The sequence below is a fragment of the Candidatus Nanopelagicales bacterium genome (genome assembly GCA_037045355.1).
GTDB lineage: Bacteria > Actinomycetota > Actinomycetes > S36-B12.
In genome coordinates, this window is record JBAOHO010000012.1 from 60166 (window position 1) to 74773 (window position 14608).

General features: G+C 66.6%; 15 protein-coding genes. 3 read left to right on the forward strand and 12 right to left on the reverse strand.

Going from position 1 to position 14608, the window contains the following annotated elements; genetic code table 11:
* Window positions 1-169: 169 nt before the first annotated feature.
* From V9E98_05095 to purL, 3 genes are all read right to left on the reverse strand, one after another.
* The gene (locus V9E98_05095) at window positions 170-550 is read right to left on the reverse strand and encodes an SHOCT domain-containing protein (GenBank protein ID MEI2716361.1); all 381 of its coding nucleotides are present in this window, start codon (window positions 548-550) and stop codon (window positions 170-172) included.
* A 202-nt stretch (window positions 551-752) separates the two neighbouring features.
* A complete protein-coding gene (locus tag V9E98_05100) occupies window positions 753-1193 on the reverse strand; it encodes an Rrf2 family transcriptional regulator (protein MEI2716362.1) in 441 nt (146 codons plus the stop codon).
* A gap of 1 nt (window position 1194) precedes the next feature.
* A complete protein-coding gene (gene purL, locus V9E98_05105; protein ID MEI2716363.1) occupies window positions 1195-3498 on the reverse strand; it encodes a phosphoribosylformylglycinamidine synthase subunit PurL in 2304 nt (767 codons plus the stop codon).
* Between the two features lie 172 nt (window positions 3499-3670).
* On the opposite strand from purL, the gene V9E98_05110 reads away from it, so the two are divergent.
* Entirely contained in the window at window positions 3671-3949 is a 279-nt protein-coding gene (locus tag V9E98_05110) for a hypothetical protein (GenBank protein ID MEI2716364.1), read from the forward strand.
* Between the two features lie 415 nt (window positions 3950-4364).
* On the opposite strand, the gene purQ is transcribed toward V9E98_05110, so the two are convergent.
* The 4 genes from purQ to purB all read right to left on the reverse strand — a co-directional run bounded on the left by purQ (window position 4365) and on the right by purB (window position 8232).
* A complete protein-coding gene (gene purQ, locus V9E98_05115) occupies window positions 4365-5039 on the reverse strand; it encodes a phosphoribosylformylglycinamidine synthase subunit PurQ (GenBank protein ID MEI2716365.1) in 675 nt (224 codons plus the stop codon).
* Window positions 5036-5290: a phosphoribosylformylglycinamidine synthase subunit PurS gene (purS, locus tag V9E98_05120; protein ID MEI2716366.1), complete on the reverse strand. Its 255-nt coding sequence runs from the start codon at window positions 5288-5290 to the stop codon at window positions 5036-5038. Before purS ends, purQ begins: the two co-directional genes overlap by 4 nt.
* Before the next feature lie 213 nt (window positions 5291-5503).
* Window positions 5504-6802, reverse strand: coding sequence for a phosphoribosylaminoimidazolesuccinocarboxamide synthase (locus V9E98_05125; protein ID MEI2716367.1), 1299 nt, complete (start codon window positions 6800-6802; stop codon window positions 5504-5506).
* Window positions 6803-6804: 2 nt separating this feature from the next.
* Window positions 6805-8232, reverse strand: coding sequence for an adenylosuccinate lyase (gene purB, locus V9E98_05130; GenBank protein ID MEI2716368.1), 1428 nt, complete (start codon window positions 8230-8232; stop codon window positions 6805-6807).
* Between the two features lie 183 nt (window positions 8233-8415).
* Between purB and V9E98_05135 the strand changes: the two genes are divergently transcribed.
* Complete coding sequence (locus tag V9E98_05135; protein ID MEI2716369.1) at window positions 8416-9513, forward strand: hypothetical protein; 1098 nt, start codon at window positions 8416-8418, stop codon at window positions 9511-9513.
* Window positions 9514-9671: 158 nt separating this feature from the next.
* On the opposite strand, the gene V9E98_05140 is transcribed toward V9E98_05135, so the two are convergent.
* The 5 genes from V9E98_05140 to V9E98_05160 form a co-directional block, all read right to left on the reverse strand.
* Window positions 9672-10388: an SHOCT domain-containing protein gene (locus V9E98_05140; GenBank protein ID MEI2716370.1), complete on the reverse strand. Its 717-nt coding sequence runs from the start codon at window positions 10386-10388 to the stop codon at window positions 9672-9674.
* 2 nt (window positions 10389-10390) lie between these two features.
* Window positions 10391-11644 carry a phosphoribosylamine--glycine ligase gene (gene purD, locus V9E98_05145; protein MEI2716371.1) on the reverse strand — a complete coding sequence of 418 codons (1254 nt, stop codon included), beginning with the start codon at window positions 11642-11644 and terminating at the stop codon, window positions 10391-10393.
* Window positions 11641-12063, reverse strand: a complete 423-nt coding sequence (locus V9E98_05150) for a pyridoxamine 5'-phosphate oxidase family protein (protein MEI2716372.1) — start codon at window positions 12061-12063, stop codon at window positions 11641-11643. Before V9E98_05150 ends, purD begins: the two co-directional genes overlap by 4 nt.
* A 70-nt stretch (window positions 12064-12133) precedes the next feature.
* Complete coding sequence (locus tag V9E98_05155) at window positions 12134-13420, reverse strand: adenylosuccinate synthase (GenBank protein ID MEI2716373.1); 1287 nt, start codon at window positions 13418-13420, stop codon at window positions 12134-12136.
* Window positions 13421-13708: 288 nt separating this feature from the next.
* Entirely contained in the window at window positions 13709-14308 is a 600-nt protein-coding gene (locus V9E98_05160) for a DUF2202 domain-containing protein (GenBank protein MEI2716374.1), read from the reverse strand.
* Between V9E98_05160 and V9E98_05165 the strand changes: the two genes are divergently transcribed.
* Window positions 14307-14534: a hypothetical protein gene (locus tag V9E98_05165; GenBank protein ID MEI2716375.1), complete on the forward strand. Its 228-nt coding sequence runs from the start codon at window positions 14307-14309 to the stop codon at window positions 14532-14534. The genes V9E98_05160 and V9E98_05165 overlap by 2 nt on opposite strands.
* The last annotated feature ends 74 nt before the right edge of the window (window positions 14535-14608 follow it).

A 14608-nucleotide genomic window follows, 5' to 3' on the forward strand; every position in this document is an offset into this window, starting at 1 on the left:
CCCACACGTCCCCAGGGCTCGTGCCCAACGGCGTGTCAGGCGGCGATCCACCCGGCGTACCGGACCGTGGTCGGACGCGGAGCCGCGACGCCGAACCGTGGTCAGTAACGATGTCGGGCCGGACCCCGCTGGGATCCGGCCCGACACTCGAGTTCCATCGAAGCCGTGATCAGGCGAGCGCCTGCTCTTTGAGCTTCGCGAACTCCTGATCGTCGATCACACCCTGATCATGCAGCTGCTTGGCCTTGGCGATCTGCTCCGCCGGGTCGGACTGAGCCGCGACCTGCTTGATGTAACTGTCTTGCGCCTGCTTCATCTGCTCGAAGCGCCGCTGGGCCCGTTGCTGCATTCCCTTGCCCCGGGCGATCAAGTAGACCAGCGCAGTGAGGAACGGCAAGAAGATCAGGAACACGATCCACACGGCCTTCCACCACCCGGACAACTCGTGATCGCTGAACATGTCGGACAAGATGTAGAACAGCACCATCAGGTAGCAGATCAACGCGAAGATCCACAGCGTGGTGTAGAGGACACTTCCTAGGGTTTCCACTCAGACTCCTTCTTTCTGGGCTCCGTCAGTCTTTTCCGGGCCCCGTCAGCTCCGGCAGCTTCAGTCTCCGTAACGCCCCTCATTGTGCCTGCGATGACGCGTCGGGTGTCGACGACCCACTCAACTCCACGATCGCGGGCCCCGACTGAGTCCACAAACGCCGACTCACCGGCCGGTAAGTGCGGCGAGGATCGGCGCATTCTCAGGTGTCGATGGTCGCCAGCGCCTCGGTGACAGCGTTCGGCAGTTGCCCCGTGACGATGTCGGCCACGCTGACCGATTCGAGGATGCGTCGTTCATTGACCCGCAGAGCCAGCCACACGTCTTTCAATGGAGCCGCTGCCCCCGTGTAGGTGACGCGGTCGGGGCGTTCGCCCCGCACCTCGGTCAGTGGACCGTCGACCGCGCGGATGATGTCTGCCAGCGTCACGTCGGAGGGATCGCGGATCAGGTAGTAGCCACCGTCGTGACCTCGTCTGCTGCCGACGATTCCGGAACGACGCAGATCACGCATGGCCGAACGGACGTACTCCGTGGGCAGGCTCTGCGCTTGCGCGATGTCCTCCAGTCGAACCGTGCCCGCGCGTGACGCCAACTCCACCGCTGCCCTGATCGCGAAGTCGATCCGTCCGCTGACGCGCATGTCAGTCCTGGGAGCCGAACAGGTCCGGCAGTAATGCGTCGTGCGCTGCGCGCAACTGCACCAGCGGGAGAACCAGATCGTCATCGCCTGGGAGGGCAACCACCAACACCTGTTCGCCCGGATGCCCGGCGTCGGATCCCAACCCGCTGTCCACGACTCCGATACGTTGCGCGGGCAGTTCGCGGGCTGCACACATCGCGGTGAACCGTTGCTCTTCACTGCGCGGGATGACCACCAGGGCGCGGCCCGCTGACTCGCTGAAGAGGTGGACGAAGGGGTCCATACCGTCGGGTACCCAAGTCCTGGCCCCCACTCCGCTGCGTATCGCCATCTCGGCGAGCGCGATAGCCACGCCCCCGTCGGATACGTCGTGGGCAGCACTGACCATGCCGTCTCGACTGCCGGCAACCAGGACCTCGGCGAGCACACGTTCGCGGTCGAGGTCGACACGTGGGGGCAACCCACCGAGATGGTCGTGCACGACGTGCGCCCACTCGGACCCCCCGAACTCGTCGAGTGTCGTCCCCAGCAGGTAGATCGCCTCACCGTCCGCCGCCCAGCCCTGGGGCGTGCGGCGCTCGACGTCGTCGATGACCCCCAACACTCCCACCACTGGAGTGGGGTGGATGGCCGTGTCGCCGGTGGAGTTGTAGAACGACACGTTGCCGCCGGTCACGGGCGTTCCCATGGTCTGACAGGCGTCGGCGAGGCCGCGCACCGCTTCGGCGAACTGCCACATGACCGCCGGCTCCTCCGGGGATCCGAAGTTGAGGCAGTTGGTGACGGCCAGTGGCACCGCCCCGGTCGTGGCGACATTGCGGTAGGCCTCGGCGAACGCCAGTTGAGCGCCGACGTAGGGATCGAGGGCGGCGAACCGGCCATTGCAGTCGGTGGACAACGCGACGCCGCGGCCGGTGATCTCATCGATGCGGATCATGCCCGAGTCCTCGGGCTGCGCGAGGACGGTGTTGCCCCGCACATAGCGGTCGTACTGGTCGGTGATCCACGCCTTGCTGCCCAGGTTCGCGGACCCGAGAAGTTGGGTGAAGGTCTGCGCCAACTCAGCGGTGGTGGCCGGTCGCGGCAACCCCTGGGGACCGTTCGCCTGAACGGAGTCCAAGGAATCAGGTCGAGCAAAGGGCCGTTCGTAGATGGGGCCTTCGTGTGCGACGGTGCGGGGCGGAACATCCACGATGCGCTCACCGTGCCAGTCGATGGTGAGCCGTCCGCTGTCGGTGACCTCCCCGATGACGACAGCCTCGACATCCCACCGGGCGCAGATCTCCAGGAAAGCATCGCGGTGTCCCGGGGTTACCACCGCACACATGCGCTCCTGCGACTCGCTCATGAGGATTTCCTCCGGGCTGAGCGTCGCGTCACGCAGTGGTACCCGATCGAGCCAGACGTGCATACCGCCGTCGCCGTTGCTGGCGAGTTCACTGGTGGCGCACGAGATACCCGCGCCGCCAAGGTCCTGGATCCCTTCGACCAGCCCGGCGCCGAGCACTTCCAGCGTGCACTCGATGAGTAGTTTCTCCATGAAGGGGTCGCCCACCTGCACGCTGGGGCGTTTGGCCGGTCCCGTGTCGTCGAACGTCTCACTGGCCAGGACCGACACCCCGCCGATCCCGTCACCCCCGGTTCGCGCGCCGTAGAGAACGACCAGGTTGCCCACCCCGCGAGCGCTGGCCAGGTGGATGTCCTCATGTTTCATGGCCCCGACACACAAGGCGTTGACCAGGGGGTTGCCCTGGTAGCAGGAGTCGAACACGACTTCGCCACCGATGTTGGGCAGTCCCAGGCAGTTGCCGTAACCCCCGATGCCCGCGACGACACCTGGCAGGACCCGCTTGGTGTCGGGGTGGTCGGGAGCGCCGAATCGCAGCGGATCCATGACAGCCAGGGGGCGTGCCCCCATCGAGATGATGTCGCGCACGATGCCGCCCACCCCCGTCGCGGCACCCTGATACGGCTCGACGTAGGAAGGATGGTTGTGGCTCTCGACTTTGAACGTGACGGCCCATCCGTCGCCGATATCCACCACGCCGGCGTTCTCACCGATGCCCACCAACAGCGCGTCGGACTCGGGAGCCTTCTCGCCGAACTGGCGCAGATGGACCTTGCTGGACTTGTACGAGCAGTGTTCACTCCACATCACCGAGTACATGGCGAGTTCACTCGAGGTGGGCCGTCGACCCAGGATTTGACGGATGCGCTCGTATTCGTCGGGTTTCAGGCCCAGTTCGGCGAACGGCTGCTCGGTATCGGGGGCGGCAGCGGCGGTAGCGACCGTGTCCAGCGTCATCCACGCTCCTTCTGGCGAGGGTGCCAGTCTATGGGCGAAGTGCCAGGCGACCGGGTAGGGGGCGATCGCCGAGCAACGACCGACGAGCAACGACCGACAAGGTGCGGTAGACCTGTCCCGAACGATCCACACGGCCCGGCAAGCGTCGGTGCCGCCGACAGAAGAGGAACCCATGGCGGATTTGTCTCAGCTCCAGGCCGCGCTGGCGGACCTGCAGTCGAAGGCCTCGTCCTTGACGGATGAGCAGAAGCAGCAGCTCACCGACGCGGTCCAGCAGTTCCAGGGAGTGGCCACCCAAGCAGCCACCGATTTCAGTCAGAAGGTCACAGCTGCCGGTCAGGCTCTGCAGGAGCAGTGGGCCAACATGGCCCCCGGCGACCAGCAGGAACTCATCGACAAGATCAAGTCGATGATCCCAGGATCAGGTGGCGGCTCCGGCGCTGCCTCCTGACGCATGAGTCGTTGACCAAGCGGTCGCCCGCGGTGCCCCGGATCCGAGGTACCGCGGTCGACCGCTTTTTCATGGTCACCGGCCCCTTCGCAGCGCGGTCAAGGAGCCCCTACCGGGTACTTGCCGTAGGCCGGTGCGCGGGTTGCCGTCAGCGGGTGCGCGGGTTGCCGTCAGCGGGTGCGCGGGTTGATGGTGCGCCGCGGCCCGTTTCCGGCATCGATTCCCGCCCGCCACCCCAACAAACCACGGGACCACGCGAACAAGGAGATGGCGTACCCGTGCTCGGAGTCACCGGTCCTACAGCCTCCCTCGAACGTGGCGGCCAGATCAGGCGACCAGGGGGTGAATCAGGGCAAGAGTGAATCAGCGCAAGAGCGATGCAACGCCGGGCAAAGGCGTACGGAATACCGACGGGCTAACCGACCAGACTGTGCAGGACCGACGTGAAGAAGCCGAGACCGTCGGTGCCCGGTGTGCCGGTCAAGTCCTCGACCGCGTGCTCGGGGTGCGGCATGAGGCCGACGACGTTGCCGCGCTCATTCGTGATCCCTGCGATGTCGCGGAAGGACCCGTTCGGGTTCGACCCGGTGTACCGCACCACGACGAGACCTTCACCGTCGAGCATGTCCAGGGTGGCCTCATCGGCGATGTATCGACCTTCGCCGTGTTTGACGGGGAGGACGATGTCCTGCCCCGCCTCGTATCCGCCAGTCCAGGCGGTGTGGGCGTTCTCGACTCTCAGTGACTGGTCACGGCAGACGTAGTGCAAAGACTCGTTACGGGTCAGCGCACCGGGCAGAAGGTGGGTTTCGCACAAGATCTGGAACCCGTTGCAGATGCCGAGTACGGGCAGTCCGTCGTTGGCGTGATGGATGACATCGGTCATGATCGGCGCGAACCGCGCGATCGCGCCACAACGCAGGTAGTCGCCGTAGGAGAACCCACCGGGGACCACGACCGCGTCAATCTCACCCAACGTCGTATCCGCGTGCCACAGCGGGACTGGCGTTCCCCCCGCTGCCTCGATCGCGCGCAGGGAGTCGCGATCGTCGAGAGATCCCGGGAAGGTGATGACCCCGATCCTGGTCATCGGACGTCGGCCTCGACTCGCAGCGTGAAGTCCTCGATGACCGGGTTGGCCAGCAACTCCTCGGACAGTTTCGCGAGGAGGGTCTCACGCTCAGGATCGAGGTCACCGTCCAGCGTGATTTCGAAACGCTTGCCCTGCCGGACGTCGGACACCCCGGTGAGTCCCAGGCGAGCCAGTGCCCCTTGCACAGCCCGACCCTGAGGGTCGAGGATCTCGGGCTTCAGCATGACGTCCACGACGACTCGGGCCACGGTTTCTCCTTGCAGCGGATTGTCCGATCAGCGGATGTCCGATCAGCGGATGTCCGATCAGCGGGTTGTCGGAACAGCGGGATTGTGCCGCCCGGCGGTGTTGACGGAACCCCATGCTATCCGCCGACCCAGACCGAGAACCGACGCCGGTCCGGAGGGTCGGCGGCGGGTCGGCGGGGGGGTCGGCGGGGGGTCGGCGGGGGTCGGCGGGGATCAAGGAAATGGCCGTCCGGTGATCCGCAGGTAGGCGTCGAGGTATTTGTCGCGGGTGCGATCGACGATGTCGGGCGGCAACGGCGGCGGAGGCTCGGGTCCGGATCGGTCCCAGCCGGACTCCGGCGATGACAGCCAATCCCGCACGAACTGCTTGTCGAATGAGGGTTGCGAGTGGCCGGGCTGCCATCCCGCGACTGGCCAGTACCGCGAGGAGTCGGGGGTGAGGGCTTCATCGGCGAGGATCAGATCTCCCTCGCCGTCGATCCGGCCGAACTCGAACTTGGTGTCGGCCAGGATGATGCCGCGCTCGCGGGAGATCGCCTCCGCACGCGAGTACGCGGCAATCGACGCCGTGCGCAACTCGTCGGCCGTGGGTCCGCCGACGACCCTGACGACGTGCTGGAAGTCCACGTTCTCGTCGTGGTCACCGATGGCGGCCTTGGTGGCCGGGGTGAAGATGGGCTCGGGGAGTCGGGATCCGTCGAGCAGGCCGCCCGGCAATCCGATCCCACACACCCTTCCCGTGGCACGGTAGTCCGCGAGTCCGGACCCGGTCAGGTATCCGCGCACGACGCACTCCACCGGCAGCATGGCCAGGTCCCGGCAGACGACACCGCGAGCTCCGACCCGGCCCGGTGCATCAGCGCTGACGACATGATTCGGGACGAGATCGGCCAGCCGGTCGAACCACCACAGGCTCATCCGGGTGAGGATGGCCCCCTTGTCCGGGATAAGCGTCGGCAGGACCCAGTCATACGCGCTGATGCGGTCACTTGCGACGACGAGGAGGTCACCATCCGGGGTGCGGAACAGGTCGCGGACCTTGCCCGAGTACACGTGCTCATAGCCCTCGGGCAGTCCCAGGTCGCCGGCTGTCGGGCGGGGCGGCAGCAGCGGCCGCGGATCGACGACCCGAAATCGGGTCCACGTCAGTTCCGTGTCGGCGGCGATGTCGCGACCCTCTGACTCCCAGAACTCCCGGTGCCCGTGCCGCCAGTCCGCCAGCGAGGAGAACCCTTCACCTTCGGCTTCGGCTTGGGCCCAGGTCACCGTGCCCCAGGTCGGCTCGGCTGTGTCGGTGACCTCGACAGTGGCGATCCACCGACCGTCATCGTCGACCAGGGCCAGGCGTTCCCCGAGCCATTCCGGCGCTTCGCCTTCTTCTCGGTACTCGGCCATCAACCCGAAACACGCGACCTTGCGTCCGGCCAGGACCAACGAGTTCAGGTGTTCGCGCATGGGCCCGGGTGACCCCAACTCCAAGGTGCGCATGCCCTGCGCCATCGGGAATCCCATGGTTAGAGGATGTCCCCGGGCCGGTAGCCGGCCGCCGCCGGATACTCCTGCGCCCGCTGCGCCACGTGCGCGACGACTGCGTCCACCTGTTCACCGGCGGCGCCGGTGAAGGTGAGGGGGTCGGACAACGTCTTCTCGAGATCGTCCCGCGTGAGACCGAGCCGGGGATCGGCCGCCAGCCGATCGATGAGGTCGTTGGCCGCGCCGGTCTCCCGCATCGCCAGCGCCACCGCGACTGCGTTGTCCTTGACGGCCTCATGCGCGGTCTCGCGCCCCACCCCGTTGCGCACCGCTGCCATGAGAACCTTCGTGGTCGCCAGGAACGGCAGGTAGCGATCTCGTTCCTCGCCGATCACCGCGGGGAATGCGCCGAAGTCCCGCAACACGGTCAGGAAGGTCTCGAACAAGCCGTCGATCGCGAAGAACGTGTCGGGCAGCATGACACGGCGGACCACGGAACAGGAGACGTCGCCCTCGTTCCACTGGCCCCCGGCGAGGTCCGCCGCCATCGTGTTGTAGCCGCGCAGGAGGACCATGAATCCGTTGATCCGCTCACACGAGCGCGCGTTCATCTTGTGAGGCATGGCCGACGAGCCGACTTGTCCCGGTTGGAAACCCTCGGTGGCGAGTTCATGTCCCGCCATGAGGCGGACCGTGAGCGCCAGGCTCGACGGTCCTGCCGCGAGTTGGGTGACGGCGGCTACGACGTCGGCATCGAGCGACCTCGGGTAGACCTGCCCCACGGAGTCGAGCACGTGCTCGAAGCCCAGGTGCAGGGCAACCCGCCGCTCGAGTTGATGAAGTGCGTCCCGGTCCTGATCGAGCAGATCGAGCATGTCCTGGGCTGTGCCCATCGGACCTTTGATGCCACGCAGCGGATAGCGAGCGATGAGTTCCTCGACGCGCTGGACCGCGATGAGCAGTTCGTCGGCGGCCGATGCGAACCGCTTGCCGAGCGTCGTCATCTGCGCGGCGACGTTGTGTGAGCGGCCGGCCATGGCCAGGTCCCGATACCGCGTCGCCAGATCGCCGAGCATCACGAGCGCGGCCACCGCCTTGTCCCGGATGACCCGCAACGATTCGCGTACCTGCATCTGCTCGACGTTCTCGGTGAGGTCGCGGCTGGTCATTCCCTTGTGGATCTGCTCATGACCGGCGAGCGCGTTGAACTCCTCGATCCGCGCCTTGACGTCGTGTTTGGTGACGCGCTCCCGCTCGGCGATCGATGCCAGATCCACGTCGTCGACATGAGTGCGGTAGTCGGCCAGCGCGCCATCGGGGACTGAAACACCCAACTCCGCCTGAGCCTGCAGCACCGCGAGCCACAGCCGCCGTTCCAGACCGATCTTGTGCTGTGGGGACCACAGGGCAGTGATGGTGTCGGAGGCGTACCGCTCGGCGAGGACGTTGGCGATGTCGGGGGCAGTCACACTGCCTATCATTCCAGCCCGGCCATCCCAGCCCGGCATCCAGCGCTGAGCCGAACCGTGCGGGTCCGCGGCCGCTGATCCCTCGGTCCGGTGGTCGCGTGCGATTCGGCAGGGCGCAGCCAGGCTCCGGCCGAGCCCACCAACTCACCGGTGTCAGCGCAGCGCGACCGATAGCGTGAGCGCATGCCACCGCTCGTGTACCTCGTTGCGGGTATCGCAATCTGCGGGGTCAGTGCGGACAGCGTGATCCGCACACTGATCGTGCCCCGCGGTGTGAGTTCCCGGATCAGCGCGGGCATCACGTTAGTCGTGCTCGGCGGCTTTCGCTTCGTCGCCCGCCGCACCCGCACCTACCGCACCCGTGACAGCGTCCTCGCGCCGGCGGCGCCGTTGCTCATCATCGTGTTGCTGTTCACGTGGATCTTCCTGTTCCACCTCGGGTTCACCCTGTTGTTGATGGTTCCCGGTGATCTGCAGTTCGGCGACGCGTTCCTCGAGTCAGGTTCGAGCCTGCTGACCCTCGGATTCGCGTGGAGCGGCCGCGTCCAGTTGTCGTTCGTGGACTTCATCGCCGCAGCGACGGGGCCGGTCGTCATCGGCCTGTTGATCGGCTTCCTGCCGGCGCTGTACGCGGCGTACAACCGTCGCGAACGTATGGTCACCGTCATGCACGCTCGCGCGAGCGAACCGAACTGGGGGCCCGAAGTGCTGGCGCGACAGGCGCTGCTCGGCAACATCGACCAACTCCCGGCGTTCTGGGACGAGTGGGAGCACTGGGCGGCGGACGTCTCCGAGTCTCATTCGTCGTATCCGATCCTGATCGCCCTGCGGTCCACGAAGTCGCGGCGCAACTGGGCGGTCGCGCTCTTGGCCGCCATGGATGCGGCGGCGTTGCAGTTGGCGGTGGCCCCCGGACAACCGCAGGGAGCCGCGCGCATGATGTTGCGACAGGGCATGGTGTGCTTCAACGACCTCGCCGAGAACGTGGGCTTCAAGGGGTGGGAGGACCCGGCCCTCGCCGAGGCGGATCCGGACGATGTCACCTTGCCGGCTGAGGAGTTCTACCAGGCCGTGGAACGGTTGACTGCCGCCGGATTCCCCTGCGAACGCACGGGAGAAGAAGCCTGGTTGGTGTTCCGGGAGTGGCGCAGTTTCTATGAGGCACCTGCGTACCACCTGTGCGCACATATCGACGCGGTCCCGGCTCCATGGTCCGGGGAGCGGACTCCCCCGCTGCCTGTGGAGCGACCCCCGACGATGATCCATCGCACCGTCGATTGACTAGCCGGCATCCCTCTCGTCGGTGTCACTCGACCGCGCGGGCTGAGCCCATCAGGAAGTCGCGGCGCCGACCAGCCAGAGCCCCATCCAGATGCCGACGACCACAGCCAACAAGCTGAGGACCAACATGACGGACTTCGTGGTGTTGCTGTTGTCCACTACCCATCCTCCAGCAGTCTCTGTTTCGCGGCGGTGAACTCCGCGTCGGTCAGTGATCCGTGATCGTGCAACCGGGTCAGCCGTTCCAAGGCCTCGGAGATGTCATCGGACTTCTCGGACGATGCGGGGTCCGGCGCCTGTCCCGCCCGTGGTGCAGCGATGGCGCGCCCACCGCTTTGACTCGGGGAGCTCGCCGGTCGGGAGCGCGCCGGATACCCCACACCGCGGTAGGGGTCGACCGGGACTTCGGACGGTGCGTCGGCCCAGAACACTGCCCGGAGACCGGCCCGGGACAACACGAAGGCCAGCGGAGCTGCTCCCATCACGAAGAACGCGATGGCGCAGACGAGCCAGCCCCAGGCGACCCCGGAGCCGATCGGAGGGTTCAACCCGAACTCGAGGAAGTTCCAGCCGAGCGAGAGAAACAGCGCCGGCCACAGCAGCGGCCACAACCGCGGGCCGGGAAGTGCGGCGGCGGCCATGGCGTAACCGAATGCCGCGATCAGGCCGACGATGATCCCCACCGGAATCAGCCAGGCTCCGTCCGGACACTTCTGCGCAATGACGTACGGACCGCCGCTGGCGCAGTAGCCGCCGATCGCCATCACTGAGCGCATCCCCAGGAAGAGGATGGTGAGGGCCGCCGCGACCACGGCCAGACTCAGCAGGGCGATGATGATGCGTACGAAGGGGATCCGCGCAGGGAGGATCGCCACGGTCAGACTCCAGCTCGACGACCGATGTCGGTGCGGTGGTGGGCCCCGCGGATCTCGATGAGGGCGACTCCCTGGTAGGCGCGCTGCAACGCCTGAGCAAGGTCGTCACCGACGGCCGTGACGGACAGCACCCGCCCCCCCGCCGTCACGACGCGACCGTCCCGGTTCTGGGTGCCGGCGTGCACCACCTGCACGCCGGGGACGTTGTCGGCCCGGTCGATGCCGACGATGTCGTCGCCGGTGATCACATCCCCGGGGTACCCGTGCGCGGCAATGACCACGCAGACCGCCGAGCCCGATCGCCACCGCAAGGGCGGGAGCGAGTCGAGGGCGCCGTCGGCGGCTGCCACCAACACTGTGCCCAGCGGTGAGTCGAGGAGGCGAAGGACGGCCTGGATCTCGGGATCCCCGAATCGGGCGTTGAACTCCACGACCCGCAGGCCCGCAGGCGTCAAAGCCAGTCCGCAGTAGAGAACCCCGGCGAAGGGGGTCCCCCGGCGGGACATCTCCGCCAGGGTCGGCCGGGCAACGTCGTCCATGATCCGTTCGACGAGGTCGGCAGGAGCCCAGTCCAGTGGCGTGTAGGCCCCCATGCCGCCGGTGTTCGCTCCAGTGTCGCCGTCACCGACGCGCTTGTGATCCTGGGCGGCCAGCAACGGCACCGCGTTCACGCCGTCGGTGATGACGAAAAGCGACACCTCGGGTCCGGACAGGAACTCCTCGATCACGATCTGGGCCCCGCGTCCCAGGCACTCGCGGGCGTGGCTGAGGGCCTGCGCCCGGTCGTCAGTGACGACGACTCCCTTCCCGGCAGCGAGACCATCATCCTTGACGACGTACGGCGCTGCGAAGCGGTCCAGTGCCGACTCGACCTGCGCGAGGTCCGCGCACACCACACTGTTCGCGGTCGGGACCCCGGCAGCAGCCATGACGTCCTTTGCGAAGGCCTTGCTGCCCTCGAGTTGAGCGGCTGCGGCGGAGGGACCGAAGCACGAGATGCCACGCTCGCGAACCGCGTCGGCAGCGCCGTTGACCAAGGGGAGTTCGGGGCCGATGACGACAAGGTCGGGCGCCAGTCGTTCCGCGAGGTCCGCGATCGCTGTGGCGTCTGCGATGTCCACCGACAAGGTGGTGCAGTCCAGCGCGACACCGGCGTTGCCGGGCGCGCACACGACCTCGGTCACCCCGGGATCGGCCAGCAGGCTCTTGACCAGCGCGTGCTCCCGGGCGCCGGAGCCGATGACCAGAACCTTCACCGGCGACCTTCGGCCACGAACCGGCGGCCGGTGATCTGCGCGGGGGTGATTTCCACGAAGTGGTACTTGGGCGTGGTGTTCCACGGGAACAGCGGAAGTTCCTCCATCATCACGGACTCGTCCTCCGAGGAGACGAGTCGGGCGGTCCCGGTGAGAACGACGCTCCAGGCCTCGTTGGTGTCAGCGTCGTAGCCATCCACCTCGAAGGCCACGGCCTGGTTGACGGCGAGTGAGGACAGTTTCGAGCCCTCCGCCGTCCGGAAGACCACAGTGCGGGACCGGGTCACGTAATTCACCGGGAAGATGTCCGGGCGGCCACCCGGTGCGACCGCGAGCCGACCCACCACGCTGGTCGCCAGCAGTTCCCAGTTCTGGTCGTCGGTGAGCAACTCCATGCCATTGCGAGGGTCGGTGTCCATGGTCAGATGGTGGCAGACCTTGGGTACCTGGTTCCTGCCGACCCACTGGTCCGGGTGGGTGGCTGCCGCGTCAGTCGATGAGGTCGCGGATCGAGATGGTCGCCACCCGGTCCTGCCCGACGCCGATGGCGCTGACGGGGACACCGGCGGCGTCTTCGATGAACCGCACATACGCGCGGGCGTTGGCGGGCAGGTCCGAAACCTCGCGGGCAGCGGAGATGTCCTCCGCCCACCCCGGCAGCATCTCGTAGATCGGGGTGGCGTGGTGGAAGTCAGTCTGGGTCATCGGGAGATCGTCCACGCGTTGACCGTCGACCTCGTAGGCCACGCACACGGGGATCTTCTCCCATCCGGTGAGCACGTCCAGTTTGGTCAAGAAGAAGTCGGTGAGACCGTTGACCCGGCCCGCGAACCGCGCGATGGGCACGTCGAACCAGCCACAGCGGCGGTCGCGGCCGGTGGTGACGCCTCGCTCACCGCCGACGGTGCGCAGCCGGTCGCCGTCGGCGTCGTGCAGCTCGGTGGGGAACGGTCCCGATCCCACTCGCGTCGTGTACGCCTTCAGGATTCCCACCACACGCGAGATCCGAGTGGGTCCGATCCCGGAGCCGGTGCAGGCGCCACCGGCGGTCGGGTTGGAGGACGTCACGAACGGATAGGTGCCGTGATCGACATCGAGCAGCGTCCCCTGACCGCCTTCGAGCAAGACCACCTCGCCCCGGTCGAGTGCATCGTTCAACACCCTGCTGGTATCGGTGACCATGGGGCGCAACTGATCCGCATACGCCAGCAGGGAATCGACGATCTCGTCGCCAACGATCTCGCGTCGGTTGTAGATCTTCACCAGGATCTGGTTCTTCAGCTGCAAAGCGCCTTCGACCTTCTGGCGCAGGATGTTGGCGTCGAACAGATCTTGAACGCGAACCCCCAACCGGTTCACCTTGTCCGCATAAGCGGGCCCGATTCCACGGCCGGTGGTTCCGATGCGCGCCTTGCCCAGGAATCGCTCGGTGACCTTGTCCAGCGTCACGTGGTAGGGGGTGATCAGGTGGGCGTCGGGGCTGATCAGCAGACGCGAGGTGTCCACGCCCCTGGCATTGAGCCCGGCGAGCTCGTCCATCAGGACGGCAGGATCGACGACGACGCCGTTTCCGATGACGGGTGTGCAGCGGGGGGTCAGGATGCCGCTGGGTAGCAGATGCAGGGCAAAGGACTGATCACCGATGACGACCGTGTGCCCGGCGTTGTTCCCGCCCTGATAACGCACGACGTAGTCGACTCGACTTCCGAGCAGATCGGTGGCTTTGCCTTTGCCCTCGTCGCCCCACTGGGCGCCGACGAGCACGATTGCCGGCATGAGTCCTCGATCCTGGCGGCGGGCGTCCCACCTCGAAACGCACTGTTGACCGGAAGTGAGGGTATCTCAGCAGCCCTCGGACCGTGGCCGAAGTGGCCCACCGGCCTTGCGACGGCACCTCGTCCCAACGCCTCATCCCGGCACCGGCACGCGAACAACGCCCGACGCCGACACCGCCACTGATACCGACGCCGACGCCGACACCGACACCGACACCGACGCCGGACGCCACTCACACAGTCGAAGGCCGGTGGACGACGGGTGATCAGTCAGGTCCTTGCTCCCGATTCAGTTGCTCCACATCGAGAACGCCCGCAAATGCTGCTCGCTCGCGGTGACCAGGTGTCCGATCACCCGTTTGACCTCACGCGGCATTCCGCTCTTGGCCCGCGTGAGGTCACTGATGTCCGCCTTCTCCACCGCCACTCCGACGTCGAGTGCGGCCTCCTGCGACTGCAGCACCTGCGCACTGAGAGAGTCGTACAGCGCCTGCAGATCGGGATCCGTGAACGAACCCGCCGGCTGGCCCGCGGTGGGATCACTGAGACCGTACGCATCCAGCACGCGCTGGAGCGATTGCTGGTGACGGGTCTCCGAGGCCGCGATGTTGGCGAAGATCCGTAAGCCATATGTGTCGTAGGCGAGGGCATAGAGGTCGTGCGCGACCTTCTCTTCCTCGGTCAGGTACTGAAGTTCCTGCTTCTCCGAAGCGGACAGTCGCGCTGCTCCGGTGACGCCGACCGCGTCGCCGCGATTCATGCCCATCCGTTGCCCGTGACCGGGGCCGCCCTGCGCGGCCCCCGCGACCGTGCCGGGTGATGCGGTCGGGGGGGTAGCGGCGCTGGCGCACCCCACTGTTCCCCCCATCACCAGCAGCCCCGTCGTCATGGCGATCGCAACCGTGCTTCTCGTGGGCCGCTTCGTGTTCATCGGCCGCTTCGTGTTCATCGGCAGCTTCGTGTTTATCGGCCGCTTCGTGTTCATCAGCCTCTTCGTTGTCATCAGCCGTGTCTTCGTGCTGGGTCCTGTCATCCTCATGGCGTTTCACCCTCTTCACGACGCTCGTTCGAGCGCTCTGATCACAGCGTGCGCCAATACCCCTGGGGGTACCTGAAGGGAACCTGGGAATCAGCTGTGAGCGAGACCCAACACCACCCACCACGCACCCGCCCCACTTGACCCGGGCCT